Raw genomic sequence first — 15,459 nt, forward strand, 5'->3', positions numbered from 1 at the left:
CGCTTTCCTGCCTCAGGCGCCGCCGGCGCCGTCCACGATGAACAGCACCACCTGCCATGGACTGCCACCACTGCCGCTACCCTGGGCAGCCGCCCGCAGGCACAGGCGCTGCGCGGGATCGAACCAGTCGCCCTCGGCCTGCACGACGAACAGGTGGGTGTCCTCACCCACGCTGTAAGCGATCTGTTCGGCGCGGCTCATGGGCAGGTGTTCGAGCCCCGACATGCGCTGCCGGCCCAGTATCGCCAGGCTCGCTTCGGAAGCGACGATGCAGCGCGACAACCATTCGTGCGCCTGCTCCTCACCGCAGCCCGGCGGCATGCGCAGGCCGATGACCAGGCGCTGGACCGGCGAACGAAGGTCCGGCAAGGCCAGGCTGAAGTCATTACCCGTGCGCTCGAAGGCCAGGCTGCGGTACCCGGCGCGCACTCGTCCGAGGGTGACTTCCAACCACTCGATCACGGGATTGAAGGTGCGCAGCAGTTCGTTGAAATCGAAGGTCGGGAAGGCCGGCACACCGCCCAGCGGATCAAGCACGCTCCAGCTGCCGGCCATGCCGCACAGCAGACCATGCAACTGCGCCGGGCTCGCCGTGCCGCTGTACAGCGCTGCCTCCAGCTCCGGCAGGCGCGCCCAGAGCGCCGCCAACTGGCGGCGGATTTCCTGGCTGTCCTCGGTATTCTCCGCCTGTTGCGCCTGGCGCAGGCGACCCGCGAGGAACACGCATTTTTCCCGCGCATGGGCGCACAGCGCCACCAGCGCCTGCCCCAGCATCGAGGCTGGAGCGATTCGCGGCGTGGGCGCCACGTAGGGCAGGCAAACGAAGCCGCCGGCGTCCTTGCCGATGCGCAACAGCGGCAGGCACACCGAATCGGCACGTTGCGCCTCGGTCACCAGGCGCAACGCCGGGCGCCAAACGACGATGGGTTCGGGATTTTCGCCGCTGGCCAGATCCGGAACGGCCGGCCCGCTGGAGGATTGCAGGCGCCCCTTGAGCGGCAGAACCTGGCCGCCACGGGCGAGCGGGCTGAGCGCGAGGTATAGGGTGATGCTGGCATCCGGAGAGGCGGCGATGGCGGCCGTGGCATCGATGACCAGGGTATCGCCCTGGCCGAGGCTGACCGGCAAGCCATCGGGCAGGATCGCCTCCAGCGCGAGGACACGCACCACGCCGGTACTCAGGGCGGAAGGGTCCAGCTCCAGGTGTTCGAGCCCCCAGAACCAGGGGTTGGCCGCATGGGCCAGGCGCGCGGACAACACTTCGGCGCGCAGTCCCTGGAGCTGGAAGTGCTGGGGAAGCAGCTGCATCCCTTCGTGCCAACAAACTGCGTCAGGCAGAACTCTCACACCACTCCCCCTTCGACATCCTGGCTTGTCATGGGCCGCCTCGCAGGGCGGTGGTTCAGTGCTCCTCGGCACTCAGCAGGCGCATCTCCCTGCTGTCGAAACGCAGCCATACGCTGGGCTGCTGATCCAGGCGCATGCGATGGGCGCCGGGAGTGTTATAGCCGGCAAAGACCAAAAGTCCAGAAGCCGGCTTGCCGGCCAGGGGGAAGTCCCGGGCCTCCATGAACTGCCCCGGCACCAGCTCCAGGCTCCACACGGAGAGCTGCTTCTGGTAGTCGCGGCGGTACTGTTCACGGTCGCTGAACCACTGCTTTGCGCTCATCGCCGAGAGCAGCTTGAGCAGGTCCGCATCCTGTACCGCGACGAAGTCCACGGCGATGGGCGAATCGCCGTTGGCCTTGCTTGCGACATCGAGGGTCAGACGGTCGACATCGACCTTCGGACCGAACCAGGAACAGCCTCCGAGAACTGCCAGGAGCACAGCACAGAGGCAGGCTTTCGTCGACTTCATGAAACATCCTTGTGAAATGTCTGTCAGAGATTATTTTCCGATTTGCGTTTTTAGCAACCTGATCTAGCGTGCTTGATTAGCTCGTGGACAAACGAGCCAGATGGGATCGCCAAGGACAGGCCTGTATCGCATTTTTCTTTTCCTGTCGCGTGATCCAGCCAAGGAGCGCGACGACAGCGAGCCCCGCTGCGGCGTGCCCGTCTCCTACGCAGTGGAGTTCGCCAGCATGGCAGAAAGCACGCAGCACAAACTGGACCGGGTGCGCCCTCCCCGAGTCCAGATCACCTACGACGTGGAAATCGGTAACGCCATCGAGAAGAAGGAGCTGCCGCTTGTCGTGGGCATCCTCGCCGACCTCTCGGGCAAGCCGGTCACTCCCCTGCCCAAGCTTGGCGAGCGCCGCTTCACCGAGATCGATCGCGACAATTTCAACGACGTGCTCTCATCCATCGGACCGCGCGTGGCGCTGCAGGTCGACAACACCCTGAGCAACGACGGCAGCCGCCTCAACGTCGAGCTGAACTTCAAGCACATCGACGACTTCGACCCGGTGAGTATCGTCAACCAGGTGGTGCCATTGCGCCGACTGTTCGAAGCCCGCCAGCGCCTGCGCGACCTGCTCACCAAGCTCGACGGCAACGATGAGCTGGACCAGTTGCTGCAGGACGTGGTGAGCAACACCGAGGGCCTGCAGGAAATCCGTGCGACCCATCCGGTGACCGCCGACGCCGGCACCGCCAACGACACCGCCCAGGCCGCCGCCGACGAAGGCGAAGCGCCCGCCGAACCACAAGCCTGATCCCGCCGCCAGGAGAGCACAGCAATGGCCAAACCCAGCTCCGCCGCGGCGCAAGGCGCCGAAGGCAGCACCCAGACCCTCGACCTGCTCGATCGCATCATCGCCGACGGCCGCATGGCCCACGACGACAGCCAGCAGGAATACGCCCGCGACATGCTCGCGGAGTTCGCCACCCAGGTCCTCGACGAAGGCATGACCGTCAGCAAGGACACCGTGGCCATGATCAACGAGCGCATCGGTCGCATCGACGAACTGATCAGCGCCCAGCTCAACCAGATCCTGCACCACCCCGAGGTGCAGCAGCTCGAATCCTCCTGGCGCGGTCTGCACCAGTTGGTGCAGAACAGCGAGACCGGCACGCGCCTCAAGCTGCGCCTGCTCAACGTCAGCCAGCAGGACCTGCAGAACGACCTGGAGAAGGCCGTCGAGTTCGACCAAAGCGCACTGTTCAAGAAGATCTACGAAGAGGAGTACGGCACCTTTGGCGGGCACCCCTTCAGCCTGCTGGTGGGCGACTACTCCTTTGGCCGTCACCCGCAGGACATCGCCCTGCTGGAAAAACTCTCCAACGTCGCCGCGGCAGCCCACGCGCCCTTCGTCGCCGCGGCCAGCCCGCGCCTGTTCGACATGGGCAGCTTCACCGAACTGGCGGTGCCCCGCGACCTGAGCAAGGTGTTCGAGAGCCTGGAGCTGATCAAGTGGCGCTCCTTCCGCGAGAGCGAGGATTCCCGCTACGTTTCCCTGGCCCTGCCGCGCTACCTGGTACGCCTGCCGTACGGCCCGGAAACCCTGCCGGTGGAAGGGATGAACTTCATCGAGGACGTGGACGGCACCGACCACGCCAAGTACCTCTGGGGCAACGCCGCGTGGGTCCTGGCCCAGCGCATCACCGAAGCCTTCAGCAAGTACGGCTGGTGCGCGGCGATCCGCGGCAGCGAAGGCGGCGGCGCAGTCGAAGGCCTGCCGGCGCATACCTTCCGCACCCAGGCGGGCGACCTGTCGCTCAAGTGTCCCACCGAAGTGGCGATCACCGACCGCCGCGAGAAAGAGCTCAACGACCTGGGCTTCATCGCCTTGTGCCACAAGAAGAACACCGACCTCGCCGTGTTCTTCGGCGGCCAGTCCACCAACAAGCCGCGCCAGTACAACACCAACGAAGCCAACGCCAACGCGCGGCTCTCGGCGATGCTGCCGTACGTGCTCGCAGCCTCGCGCTTCGCCCACTACCTGAAGGTAATCATGCGCGACAAGGTGGGCAGCTTCATGACCCGCGACAACGTGCAGACCTACCTCAACAACTGGATCGCCGACTACGTGCTGATCAACGACAACGCCCCGCAGGAGATCAAGGCGCAGTACCCACTGCGCGAGGCACGCGTGGATGTCAGCGAGGTTGCCGGCAAGCCCGGAGTCTACCGCGCCACGGTGTTCCTGCGGCCGCACTTCCAGTTGGAAGAGCTGACCGCCTCGATCCGCCTGGTGGCCAGCCTGCCACCGCCGGTCGCCGCCTGACCCAGGGGGCCGCCCTCGCGGGCGGCCCCTTCGACCTCCATTTCTTTTTCATGCAGCGGAGATATCCACCATGGATGCGATACTTCTCGACCTGGGCGACGACATCAAGGGCGACAGCCTGCTGGCCGGCTTCGAAGACAAGATCGAAATCATGTCATACAGCCACAACGTCGCCATGCAGGTGACCAACGACGTCAGCAACTCGGAGCGCACCTCCGGCAAGCCGCACATCGGCGAGTTCACCCTGACCAAGTTCGTCGACACTGCAACCCCGACGCTCAACGAATACTGCTGCGCCGGCAAGGCCATCCCCACCGCGACACTCACCGTCGGCCGCAACGCCGCCGAGGGCGACGGCAAAGTCATGCCCTTCATCACCTACACCCTGAGCAACGTGGTGCTGTCCAACGTCAGCGTCAGCGGCGGCGCGGGTGGCAAGCCGGTGGAGACCGTCTCGCTGAACTTCACCAAGATCAAATGGGAGCTCACTGCGCAGAAGGACGACGGCAGCAAGGAAGGCACCGCCGCCTCGACCTGGGACATGGCCGCCAACAAGCTGGCCAGCTAAGGACACCGGGCCGTGCAAGGCATCGGTCGGCCACCGCTGCTGGACCGCCTCGCCGACGACGGAGAGGCGGAGCCGGTCTTCGACAGCCGCGCACTGGCGGCCTCGGTCGCGCAGGAGCTATCGCGCCTGCTCAACAGCCGCAGCCCGGCCGGCAACGGCGTCGGCATCCTCGCCTACGGCATCGCCGACTGGACGGCCCTGCAGGCCCGCCGCGAAGCCGACCGGCTGCACCTGGCGCGGGAGATCCGCCGCGCGGTGACCCGCTTCGAACCGCGCCTGGGGCTGAGCGAGGTGGTGGTCGACGCCGATCCGCTCCAGCCACAACGCCTGCGCGTCCGCCTGCTCGGCAACCTGCGCCAGGATGCCAGCCGCGCACCGCTGCTGTTCGAACTCATCCCCGTTGGCGGAACACTGGAAGTACGCCATGAGCGACTCGATTGACGCTGAACTGCTGGACTACTACCAGCGCGAGCTGACCTGGCTGCGCCACGCCGGCGCGGGCTTCGCCGCGCGCTATCCCAAGGTGGCGCGGCGGCTGGAACTGGGCCCCGGCGAATGCGGCGACCCCCATGTCGAACGCCTGCTGGAAGGCTTCGCACTGTTGGCCGCGCGCCTGCAGCGCCGCCTGGACGACGACTATGCACAGTTCAGCGATGCCCTGCTGGAACAGCTCTACCCCCTTGCCCTGCGCCCCCTGCCCTCCTGCGCCGTGGTGCGCTTCGAGCCAGACCCGGCCAAGGGCAACCTGAGCGCCGGCTACCGGCTGCCGCGCGGCACCCCGCTGTTCGTCAGCGTGCCGGGCCAGGAGCGCATCGACCTGCCCGAGGAACTGCGTGGCCAGACCCTGCACTGGCGCACCACCGATGAAGTCACGCTGTGGCCGCTGCGCATCGCCGAAGCCGTGCTGCTGGGGGCCGAAGAAGCCCAAGCCGCCACCGGCGCCGCCGGCATCCGCGCCGCCCTGCGTCTGGACCTGCGCTGCCTCGACAAGGGCGGCTGGGCCGCGCTGGCAATCGACAGTCTGCGCATCCATCTGACCGCCAACGCGGTGGCCAACGCCGCGCTGTTCGACCTGCTCGGCGCCCATGCCTGCGGCCTCATGGCCGAAGCCGAAGGCGCCGAGCCGCAGCGACTGGGAGGCTTGCCGCAACTGGTCGGCTTCGATGCCGAACAGGCCCTGCTGCCCGAGGACGACCGCGTCCACCCCGGCTTGCGTCTGCTCGCCGAGTACTTCGCCTTCCCCGACAAATTCGCCTTCTTCGATCTGCCGCTCCACGGGCTGCGCGCCAGCGGCGAGCAGCTGTTTCTCTACATCCTCTTCGACCACCCCGCGTCCACTCGCCTGAACTTGCAGGCCAGCGACCTGGCCTTGGGCTGCGTACCGGCAATCAACCTGTTTCCGCGCACCTCCGAACCACTACGACCAGATGGCACACGCAGCGAGTACCGACTGGTCGCCGATGCCCACCGCGAGAACTCGGTGGAGATCCACAGCATCCGTTCTCTGCGCGCCAGCACCCCGCAAGGTGTGGCGGAGGTCGCGGCTTACCACGGCACCCAGCATCGCCCCGGCGCGCCGGGGCTCTACTGGCACGCGCGCCGGGTCGAAGGCATGACGCCCAACCGACGCGGCAGCGACCTGCTGCTGAGTCTGGTCGACGCCGCTCTGCAACCGCTGGAAGACATGCCGCAATACAGCCTGAGCGCCGAGTTACTGTGCACCAACCGCAGCCTCGCCGAGCGCCTGCCGGCCGGGACCGAACTGTCCTTCGAACGCCCCGGCCCGGTGGCCCGCGCCACCCTGCTGCGCGCGCCGAGCCGGCAATGCCAGCCAGGCCTGGACGGCCCGTCGCGCTGGCAACTGGTCTCGCAACTGACGCTCAACCACCTGTCCCTGGTGGAAGGTCCGCAGGCCCTGGACGCCCTGCGGGAAATCCTCTCGCTGCACGACTTCAGCGAAGACAAGCTCGCCGCCCGCCAGATCGAGGGACTGATTGCGCTGGACTGCGCACGCGTGGTCGACCACGTCGGCAGCGATGCCTGGCGCGGCTGGCGCAACGGCCTGGAGGTTCGCGTGCACCTGGAGCGCCAGGCCTTCGTCGGCGGCAGCGCGGTGCTGTTCAGCGCCGTGCTCGCGCAGTTCTTCTCGTTGTACGCCAACGCCAACCGCTTCGTGCGTACGGTGCTGGTGCAATCGGACCAGGAGACTTGCCGATGGCAACCCCAGGCCGGCCAGCCCATCACTCTCTGAGCCGGCGCCTGCGCGCCGAGCCGCATCGTTTCGAGTGGCTGCAGGCCCTGCTGCTGCTCGAACACGAACAGCCCCAGGCTACGCCCCTGGGACACGGCAGCCGTCCGGACGCGGAAGCGCTGCGCCTGCGCGGCCCGCTGACGCCGGTGTTCGCCCCCAGCCAGATCGACGCCTTGGAAGACGAGGACGGCCGGCCGCTGCTGCGCACCTCCATCTTCGGCCTGGGCGGTGCCGATGGCGCCCTGCCCTACGCCTACCAGGAGTGGCTGCAGCAACGCGCACGGCAGAAGGATCACGCCCCCGCCGAGTTCCTCGACCTGTTCCAGCACCGCCTGCTCAGCCTGCTCTATCGCGTACTGCGCAAGCACCGTCTGGCCGTGGGCTTCCAGGCACCTTCCGCAGCGCCCGTGCGGCGGCCATTGCGCGCCCTGGTCGGCCTGTTGCCGGCGGGCCTTCAGGAACGCGGCCCGCTGCCCGACGCCAGCGTGCTCGCCCGCAGCGCGCACTTCTCCGGCAATCGCCGCTCGCTGGTCGGCTTCGCCGCCATGCTCCGCGAACAGTTCGGCATCCCCGCCCAGTGCGAAGCCTACGCCGGCGCCTGGCGCGAGATTCCCCCGGCCCGGCGCAGCGTGCTGAAGCGCGGCGGCGCCAACCTCGGGCTCGGCCGCGACGCCATCGCCGGCACCCGCGTCTGGGATGAGCATGCCGGCTTCCACCTGCGCCTCGGCCCGCTGGACGAAGCGACCGCCCGACACTTCCTGCCAGACGGCGTCGCCTATCCGCTGCTGACCCATCTCTGCGCGCTGTACTTCGGTCCCGACCTCGACTGCCGGCTGCGCCTGCTGGTGCGCGCCAGCGGACCGCTCGCCCTGGGGCGAGGCAACGCCCCGCGACTGAACTGGAACACCGGCCTGCGCCGCAGCGGCGGTGCCGTGCAACCCATCGACCTGACGCTGCGCCACGCGGAGATGCCCTGATGGACCTCGCCAGCCTGATCGGCCGCCTCAACCCGGAATCCCGCCGCGCCCTGGAGCGCGCCGCGCAGCGCTGCCTGCAACGCACCCACCACTATGTCGAGATCGAGCACCTGCTGCTGGAGCTGCTGGATATCGACGGCGGCGACCTCGCCCGGCTGCTGCCGCGCTTCGGCCTGGAGCGCGACCAACTGGTGGGCGAGATCAACACGGCGCTGGAGCTGTTCCGCATCGGCAGCACGCGCACCCCGGCGCTTTCGCCGCAGACCATCGGCCTGCTGGAGGACGCAGTGGTACAAGCCAGCGTGCTCGGCCAACCGGCGATCCGCTCGGGACTGCTGCTGCTCGCTCTGCTCGACCGCGAGGAACGCCGCGCCCTGCTACTCAACAGCGCATCCTCGCTGCTGCGCATTCCCCACGAAACGCTGCGGGAAAAGCTTCTGGAATGGACCGAAGGCTCCCGCGAACAGCCACCCGGCGCACGCGCTCCGACCAAGGCCGCAGCCGCCAGCGCAGCGGCCCAGGACAGCCTGCTTGACCAATACACCCAGGACCTCACAGCCGACGCCCACGCCGGGCGCATCGACCCCATCGTCGGGCGCGACGGCGAGATCCGCCAGTGCGTGGACATCCTCCTGCGCCGCCGGCAGAACAACCCGATCCTGGTCGGCGCGCCCGGCGTCGGCAAGACCGCCGTAGTGGAAGGCCTCGCCCTGCGCATCGCCGCCGGAGAAGTGCCGCCGCCCCTGCAAGGCGTGATCCTGCGCGTACTCGACCTCGGATTGCTGCAGGCCGGCGCCGGGGTCAAGGGCGAGTTCGAACAACGCCTGAAGGGCGTGATCGATGCGGTGCGCAGCAGCGAGCAGCCGATCATCCTGTTCATCGACGAGGCCCATACCCTGATCGGCGCCGGCGGCGCGGAAGGCGGCAGCGACGCCGCCAACCTGCTCAAGCCGGCCCTGGCCCGTGGCGAGCTGCGCACCCTGGCCGCCACCACCTGGCTGGAATACAAGAAGTACTTCGAGAAGGACCCCGCGCTGGCCCGGCGCTTCCAACTGGTACAGGTGGAAGAACCCGACGAGGCCACCGCCGTGGACATGCTGCGCGGCGTCGCCGCCAAGCTCGAACAGCACCACGGCGTGCAGGTGCTGGACGTGGCCATCCAGGACGCAGTGAAACTCTCACACCGCTACATCTCCGGCCGTCAGCTGCCGGACAAGGCCATCAGCGTGCTGGACACCGCCTGCGCCCGCGTCGCCCTCGCCCAACACGACGTGCCTCCGGCCCTGGAGAACCTGCGCCACCGTGAACTGGCGGTGGAAGAAGAGCTGCAGCGCCTGCGCCGTGAACAAGCCACCGGCCTGGACCACAGCGCACGCATCACCGGCCTGGAGCAGGAGTCAGCCGGCAACCTGGCGACCATCCGCGCCCTGGAAAAACGTTGGGGCGAAGAACGCGAGGCGGTACGCGAACTGCTGCAGTCACGCCGCGAACTGCTGACCCTGAGCGAGAGCGCCGACGCCGCCAAACCCGACGAGGAACTCGACGGCCGCATCGATCATCTGGCCGCCGAACTGGCGCGCCTGGAAGCCGGCCTCGACGCCATCCGCGAAGACGACCCGCTGGTACCCGAACAGGTCGACTCCAAGACCGTGGCCGCGGTGATCGCCGGCTGGACCGGCATCCCGGTGGGCAAGATGCTCGCCGACGAAGCCCATGCCATCCGCACCCTGGCCCAGCGCATGGGCCAGCGCGTAATGGGCCAGGAAGCGGCGCTGGGCACCATCGCCCAGCGCATCCAGGCCTACCGCGCCGGCCTCACCGACCCGGCCAAGCCGGTGGGCGTATTCCTCCTGCTCGGCCCCACCGGCGTGGGCAAGACCGAGACCGCCTACGCCCTGGCCGACGCCCTCTATGGCGGCGAGCGCAACCTCATCAGCATCAACCTTTCCGAGTACCAGGAAGCCCACACCGTCAGCCAACTCAAGGGCGCCCCGCCCGGCTACGTCGGCTACGGCAGCGGTGGCGTACTCACCGAAGCCGTGCGCCGCCGCCCCTACTCGGTGGTGCTGCTGGATGAAATCGAAAAGGCCCACCCGGACGTGCTGGAGGCCTTCTACAACGTCTTCGACAAGGGCGTGATGGAGGACGGCACCGGCCTGGTGGTGGACTTCAAGAACACCGTGATCCTCGCCACCAGCAACGTCGGCGCCGAGCTGCTGCTGGACACCCCGCCCGAACAGATCGCCACGCCCACCTTCGACGACCGCCTGCGCAAGGTGCTGCTACAAGCCTTCCGCGCCGCCTTCCTCGCGCGCATGACCGTAGTGCCCTACCGGCCGCTGGAGGAGGCGACGCTGGAAGGCATCGTCGTCGCCAAGCTGGAAAAGCTGCGTGAGCGCTACAAGGCGGCGACCGGTAAGCAGTTCGATTTCGATCCGGTGATCGTGAAAGCGGTGCTCGCCAAGTGCAGCTCGGCGGGCGCGCGGGATATCGAGAATGTGTTGATGGCGGAAGTCACCGGCAAGTTGGCCAACTGGGTGCTGGAACCCTAGGGGAGGAGAAGATGGACCTTTACAGAGGACTGAACAGCTATGCCGAAGCCGTGGCGATATTGACGCACATGACTGCGGGGGGATTCGCGCCCGTGGCCAATGAAACCCCGGCGGCGCCACCGCAGCAGAGCTGCACGGCACAGAAAGGTACCGAGGGAGAAACCCTGCACTCCCAGGACTCGGCCTGGAACTACTTCATGCTGACCAATCATACGGGGGACAACGCGATAGTCGAGTACACAACCAAAGCTAACAAGGCGAAGGAGTTTTGCCGTCCGATAGTGATCGGCATACAGGTGGCAGATGCCTGGTGCTATTCATTCGCCAACGACGTATTGGAAGGTGGCGTGATGATGTACCGAAGAGCTCCCATACTGCAGATATATGGCCTAGGGATCGGCAAGCCGGCAATGCACGCCAGCCGCTCGCAGAACGACATAGGCTATTTCACTCAACTACAGACGTTGGCTGCCACGGCGCATTTGCAGATTCTCCCTAACCTCTGAGCCGGCCAATGCCCCGCCCCACGGATACCTACACCAGCCTTTCCCTTGTAGCACCGGCGCTTACGGAGCTGTACCCGCAGGCGCTTTCCGGGCAGGAGGTGCTGAGCGAGATGGGCCAGTTCAGCCTGCAGGGTTTCAGCAACAGCCCACTCACACTGTCCGGCTCAGTGGCCGGCCATATGACCACCACACTGCACAACGACGACCAGCAACGCACCCTCGACACCCTCGTCGCCGAAATCCACCAGCTCCCCGCCGACGCCACCGCCGACCGCTATCAGTTGGTGCTGCGCCCCTGGCTCTGGTGGCTAACGCTAGCCAGCAACAACCGCGTCTTCCAGAACCTCGCCACCAGCGACATCGTCACCACGATCTTCAAGGCCCACGGCTTCACCGACTTCAAGCTGTCGCTGACTGGCAGCTACGAACCGCGCGAGTATTGCGTGCAGTACGGCGAAAGCGATTTCGTCTTCGTCTCGCGCCTGCTGGAAGAGGAAGGCATCTTCTGGTTCTTCACCCACGAAGAGGGCAAGCACACGCTGGTGCTGGCGGACAACAACGATGCCTTCCCGCCCATCCCCAACGGGCCCAAGGTGCCGTACCTGGGCCAGGAAATCGGCGTGCGCGAGTTGCACGGCATCCGTTCGGCGCAGTACTGCCTGCAGGCGGTGGCCGGAACCTACAGCGCCACTGACTACGAGTTCACCACCCCCACCACGTCGCTCTATTCCCAGGCGCAGGCGGAGGCCGGGCCGCGTGCGCAGTACGAGCACCCCGGCGGCTACACCGCCAAGGCCCGCGGCGATGCGCTGACCAAGCAGCGCGTGGACGGCCTGCGCAGCCAGGAGAAGCGCCTGATCGGCGAGAGCGACTGCCGCTGGCTGGTGCCGGGGCACTGGTTCACCCTCACCGGGCATGACGACGCCGCGCTGAACATCGACTGGGTGCTCACCTCGGTGACCCACGAGGCCGACCATGAGCACTATCGCAACCGATTCGAGGCCATCCCCAAGGCCACCGCCTACCGCCCTCCCCGCACCACGCCCAAGCCACGCATGCACACCCAGACCGCCAAGGTGGTGGGCAAGGCCGGCGAGGAAATCTGGACCGACCAGTACGGCCGTATCAAGATCCAGTTCCCCTGGGACCTGCAGGGCAAGAACGACGAGGCCTCCTCCTGCTGGGTGCGCGTGGTGCTGCCGTGGAGCGGCAAGGGCTTCGGCATGCAGTTCATCCCGCGCATCGGCCAGGAGGTGATAGTCACCTTCATCGACGGCGACCCGGACCGCCCGCTGGTGACCGGCTGCGTCTACAACGGCGACAACGCCCTGCCCTACGCGCTGCCGGACAACCAGACGCAGTCCGGCATCAAGACCAACTCGTCCAAGGGTGGCGGCGGCTTCAACGAGCTACGTTTCGAGGACAAGAAGGACGCCGAGGAAGTCTTCCTGCAGGCGCAGAAGGACATGAAGGTGAACGTGCTCAACGACAGCACCGCCACCATCGGCCACGACGAGACGCTCACCGTGCAGAACGCCCGCACGCGTACGGTGAAGGAAGGCGACGAGACCGTCACCCTGGAAAAGGGCAAACGCAGCGTGACCATCCAGACCGGCAGCGACACGCTGGACGTGAAGGACACCCGCACGGTGAAGGTCGGCGCCGACCAGACTCACAGCACCGGCGGCAACTACAGCCACCAGGTCAACGGCAACTTCGAGCTGACGGTGGACGGCAACCTCACCATCAAGGTCAGCGGCACCCTCACCCTGCAGAGCGGCGGCAGCCTGACACTCAAGACCGACGCCGATCTCGCCGCCCAGGCCGGCACCTCGGTGACCAGCAAGGCGGGCACGTCCCTGACCAACCAGGCGGGAACTTCCCTGACCAACAAGGCAGGCACCACCCTGACCAACGACGCTGGCGTCAGCCTCACCAACAAGGGCGGCGCGGAGCAGACAGTGGATGGCGGCGGCATGCTGACCATCAAGGGCGGCCTGGTGAAGGTCAACTGAGGACAACGACATGGCCAACAGCGGAACCCTGGACCTCAAACGTGGCGACAGCACCCTGCAAGGCCGTCTGCAGGATGGCGCCCTGGAAGGCCCGCTACGCATCAGCGAGCACGGCCGCCCACAAGCCAGCCTCGACTACCGCGATGGCGAACTGCACGGCACCAGCACGCTCTACCACCCCAACGGGCGCATCAGCGCACAGTTGCCCTACGTCCGTGGGCGGCTGCATGGCGAGGCGCGCTTCTTCGTCGCCGAGGGCTGGTTGCAACGCAAAGTCAGCTACCGCGATGGACTGATGCATGGCGAGGCGTCCAGCTACCTTGCCGACGGCACTCTCGCCGAACAGGCCTTCTATCGCGATGGTGTGCAGGAGGGCCCGTTCCGCCGCTTCCACGGCAATGGTCAGTTGGCCCAGGAAGCGCGATACGCCAAGGGTGTGCCCGTGGAGCAACCACGCGCCTACGCCGAAGACGGTCGACCGCTGGACGAGAACGGCAAGCCGGTCTCGCGACTGCGCTGGTGGCTGGGCAGTCGCGGCGAGCCCAGCGAGGCCTGAGCGGCCTCAGGGAATCAGCATCTGCACCTGGCCGGGCATCAACACCTTGATCACCCCACCCCAGTTGCACATCAACGTTCCATTCGAATCCAGCGCCGGCATGCCGCCCAGCAATACCGTAGGCGGGCCGCCGGGTATCCAGGGCGAGGCCGTGGCCGGCACGCACGGCATGGGCGTCAGCACGCCAAGTGCCGCCGCCGTGGCCGCGGCCACCGTCGGGTTGGCCGGACTGCTGCACAGACCAAAAGGCAGGATGTTCACCAACGGAATGTGATCCTGCAGGTTGGCCGCCGGCATGCCGCTCGACAGTGTTCGGTTGACCGGCAATACGTTGAGCATCGACGGTGCTACGCCGAAGCTGCACTGCAGGGTTGCACCGCTACAAACCTGGGGACAGCCCATGGAATCACCTCGCTCGACGAAGTCCGAGGCCAGCTTTCCCGGCCGCCATACCAAGCGCTCCGAACAGTACCTGACGGCCGAGAGTGGATGCTTGAGCAAGGACGCGTTGCTGGCAGTGATGACCACTCAAACCTTGGCCTCGTCCTTCGCTCCGGCGGCTAGAAGTGCACGCTCCCGGCTCAGGAGTTTCACTATACCGGGGTGACCCGAGATGTATTGATAGAAGTAATACTGCCCCTTGTCGTCATGGAAAATACGGTAAACCTCGGAGACTCTCGTGGAGTGCCCGTGGGACGTCCGCTCGACCAAGACTTTGTAGGAGCCAATCTGGAACTCTTCCAGAACGCTCTGGAAGTCCCGCTTCAAGTCGATCTTCATCTGCTTGCTGGCACGATAGTCTGCCCGCACCGCGAGGTAGATCAGTATCGGTAGAGCAATGATCGTCGCTGCGCAAAGCAACAACAGGAGCATCCCTTTCATGGCGCATCTCCCTGTTACGGGCCTACCGACGATTGAAATCTGTAGCAGTGGGCGCTCAACCAGCTATCCATTCGCCTCACCGCCCCACTATCGTCAAATGTGTGTAGATGGTTTTAAGCAAGGCTGCATAGCGATCTACCGTTAACGTCATACCGGCTGCCCTCGGACGTTACAATGGCACCCGCGCCGATTCCCTCCGATCGGGCACGCCCGGAGCCAGTTTCAGATGTTCACCCTTGTAAACCTCGACACCCCGCCGCCCGAGTCCCTGAAGAGTCAGGTTCTGCAAATGGTGGTGGACTACTTCAGCGACGTCAGCCCGGTGCCGCTGACGCCCAGCAATCCGCTCTATCAGTTGTACCAGTACGTGATCGGCTACGAGGTACATCTGTATCTGCAGGCCATGGACAGCGACGTGGAAAGCACGGCACGGTTGATCCTGGCCCTGGATGATGAGGATCCCTCCCAGGTGCTGGGTTTTGCCCTGTACCTGCCGAGCCAGGACGATGCCGAGGCCTGCACGCTGGCCTATATGGCGGTCAGGGCCAGCCACCGTCGACGCGGGATTGGCCGGGCCCTGGTGCAGCAGATGCTCAAGCATCGTCCCCACGCCGAGTTGGCCTGCGCGGCGAACAAGGTGCCGACCTTTGAGTCGATAGGATTTCAGGTACTGGCAGCGCAGGGGCCGCAGGTGCTGCTGAACACCCGTGATCACCGTTCGGACGGCATGGTGGCGGTGCAGGACCTGGCCCCGATCTACCAATCCAAGGAAGTACGGCAGATCCACGCCTACCTGCTGCAGCAATACGGCAGGAAGGCCATGAGCGAGGCCGAGAAAAAACGCGACCGTCTGCTCGACCAGATGGCCCACCAGGCGCAAGCCTTGGTGAAAGAGCGTTTCCCTACGATTCACTGACGGCCAACTGCCGACGCGATCATCCGGGCATACAGCAGCCGCTCAAGCGATGGTGGTGCCGTGCAAA

At 66.2% G+C, this 15,459-nt stretch carries 15 protein-coding genes; 11 read left to right on the forward strand and 4 right to left on the reverse strand.

The window, feature by feature from the left end; translation table 11 throughout:
• Nucleotides 1-12: 12 nt before the first annotated feature.
• Together tssK and SD196_RS17310 are read right to left on the reverse strand one after the other, a co-directional pair.
• Nucleotides 13-1,347 (reverse strand): type VI secretion system baseplate subunit TssK, encoded by a 1,335-nt coding sequence (gene tssK, locus SD196_RS17305; protein WP_343573142.1) that lies wholly within the window; start codon nt 1,345-1,347, stop codon nt 13-15.
• Between the two features lie 55 nt (nt 1,348-1,402).
• Complete coding sequence (locus SD196_RS17310; RefSeq protein WP_275611268.1) at nt 1,403-1,858, reverse strand: type VI secretion protein; 456 nt, start codon at nt 1,856-1,858, stop codon at nt 1,403-1,405.
• Nucleotides 1,859-2,084: 226 nt separating this feature from the next.
• Between SD196_RS17310 and tssB the strand changes: the two genes are divergently transcribed.
• The 10 genes from tssB to SD196_RS17360 all read left to right on the forward strand — a co-directional run bounded on the left by tssB (nt 2,085) and on the right by SD196_RS17360 (nt 13,594).
• The gene (tssB, locus tag SD196_RS17315) at nt 2,085-2,657 is read left to right on the forward strand and encodes a type VI secretion system contractile sheath small subunit (protein ID WP_275611267.1); all 573 of its coding nucleotides are present in this window, start codon (nt 2,085-2,087) and stop codon (nt 2,655-2,657) included.
• Nucleotides 2,658-2,681: 24 nt separating this feature from the next.
• Nucleotides 2,682-4,169: a type VI secretion system contractile sheath large subunit gene (gene tssC, locus SD196_RS17320; protein WP_275611266.1), complete on the forward strand. Its 1,488-nt coding sequence runs from the start codon at nt 2,682-2,684 to the stop codon at nt 4,167-4,169.
• Nucleotides 4,170-4,239: 70 nt separating this feature from the next.
• Nucleotides 4,240-4,737 (forward strand): Hcp family type VI secretion system effector, encoded by a 498-nt coding sequence (locus SD196_RS17325; RefSeq protein ID WP_275611265.1) that lies wholly within the window; start codon nt 4,240-4,242, stop codon nt 4,735-4,737.
• 12 nt (nt 4,738-4,749) lie between these two features.
• On the forward strand, nt 4,750-5,178 hold the full coding sequence (gene tssE / locus SD196_RS17330; RefSeq protein ID WP_275611264.1) for a type VI secretion system baseplate subunit TssE: 429 nt from the start codon (nt 4,750-4,752) through the stop codon (nt 5,176-5,178).
• Nucleotides 5,162-6,988 carry a type VI secretion system baseplate subunit TssF gene (gene tssF, locus SD196_RS17335; protein ID WP_331318740.1) on the forward strand — a complete coding sequence of 609 codons (1,827 nt, stop codon included), beginning with the start codon at nt 5,162-5,164 and terminating at the stop codon, nt 6,986-6,988. The genes tssE and tssF overlap by 17 nt, the downstream gene beginning before the upstream one ends.
• Nucleotides 6,952-7,965 (forward strand): type VI secretion system baseplate subunit TssG, encoded by a 1,014-nt coding sequence (tssG, locus tag SD196_RS17340; RefSeq protein ID WP_331318742.1) that lies wholly within the window; start codon nt 6,952-6,954, stop codon nt 7,963-7,965. Before tssF ends, tssG begins: the two co-directional genes overlap by 37 nt.
• Nucleotides 7,965-10,517 (forward strand): type VI secretion system ATPase TssH, encoded by a 2,553-nt coding sequence (gene tssH, locus SD196_RS17345; RefSeq protein WP_416310472.1) that lies wholly within the window; start codon nt 7,965-7,967, stop codon nt 10,515-10,517. The genes tssG and tssH overlap by 1 nt, the downstream gene beginning before the upstream one ends.
• Nucleotides 10,518-10,528: 11 nt before the next feature.
• Nucleotides 10,529-11,023 carry a hypothetical protein gene (locus tag SD196_RS17350; protein ID WP_416310473.1) on the forward strand — a complete coding sequence of 165 codons (495 nt, stop codon included), beginning with the start codon at nt 10,529-10,531 and terminating at the stop codon, nt 11,021-11,023.
• Nucleotides 11,024-11,031: 8 nt separating this feature from the next.
• Nucleotides 11,032-13,038 (forward strand): type VI secretion system tip protein TssI/VgrG, encoded by a 2,007-nt coding sequence (gene tssI / locus SD196_RS17355; RefSeq protein WP_416310474.1) that lies wholly within the window; start codon nt 11,032-11,034, stop codon nt 13,036-13,038.
• Nucleotides 13,039-13,048: 10 nt separating this feature from the next.
• Complete coding sequence (locus tag SD196_RS17360; RefSeq protein ID WP_331318750.1) at nt 13,049-13,594, forward strand: toxin-antitoxin system YwqK family antitoxin; 546 nt, start codon at nt 13,049-13,051, stop codon at nt 13,592-13,594.
• 6 nt (nt 13,595-13,600) lie between these two features.
• Here the strand turns inward: SD196_RS17360 and SD196_RS17365 are convergent, their stop codons facing one another.
• Both SD196_RS17365 and SD196_RS17370 read right to left on the reverse strand, forming a co-directional pair.
• On the reverse strand, nt 13,601-13,996 hold the full coding sequence (locus SD196_RS17365) for a DUF4280 domain-containing protein (protein ID WP_275611256.1): 396 nt from the start codon (nt 13,994-13,996) through the stop codon (nt 13,601-13,603).
• Between the two features lie 126 nt (nt 13,997-14,122).
• Entirely contained in the window at nt 14,123-14,476 is a 354-nt protein-coding gene (locus SD196_RS17370) for a hypothetical protein (RefSeq protein ID WP_416310475.1), read from the reverse strand.
• A 226-nt stretch (nt 14,477-14,702) separates the two neighbouring features.
• Between SD196_RS17370 and SD196_RS17375 the strand changes: the two genes are divergently transcribed.
• A complete protein-coding gene (locus SD196_RS17375) occupies nt 14,703-15,392 on the forward strand; it encodes a GNAT family N-acetyltransferase (RefSeq protein WP_416310476.1) in 690 nt (229 codons plus the stop codon).
• Nucleotides 15,393-15,459 lie beyond the last annotated feature (67 nt).

It is taken from the genome of Pseudomonas macauensis, from assembly GCF_047902425.1.
GTDB lineage: Bacteria > Pseudomonadota > Gammaproteobacteria > Pseudomonadales > Pseudomonadaceae > Pseudomonas.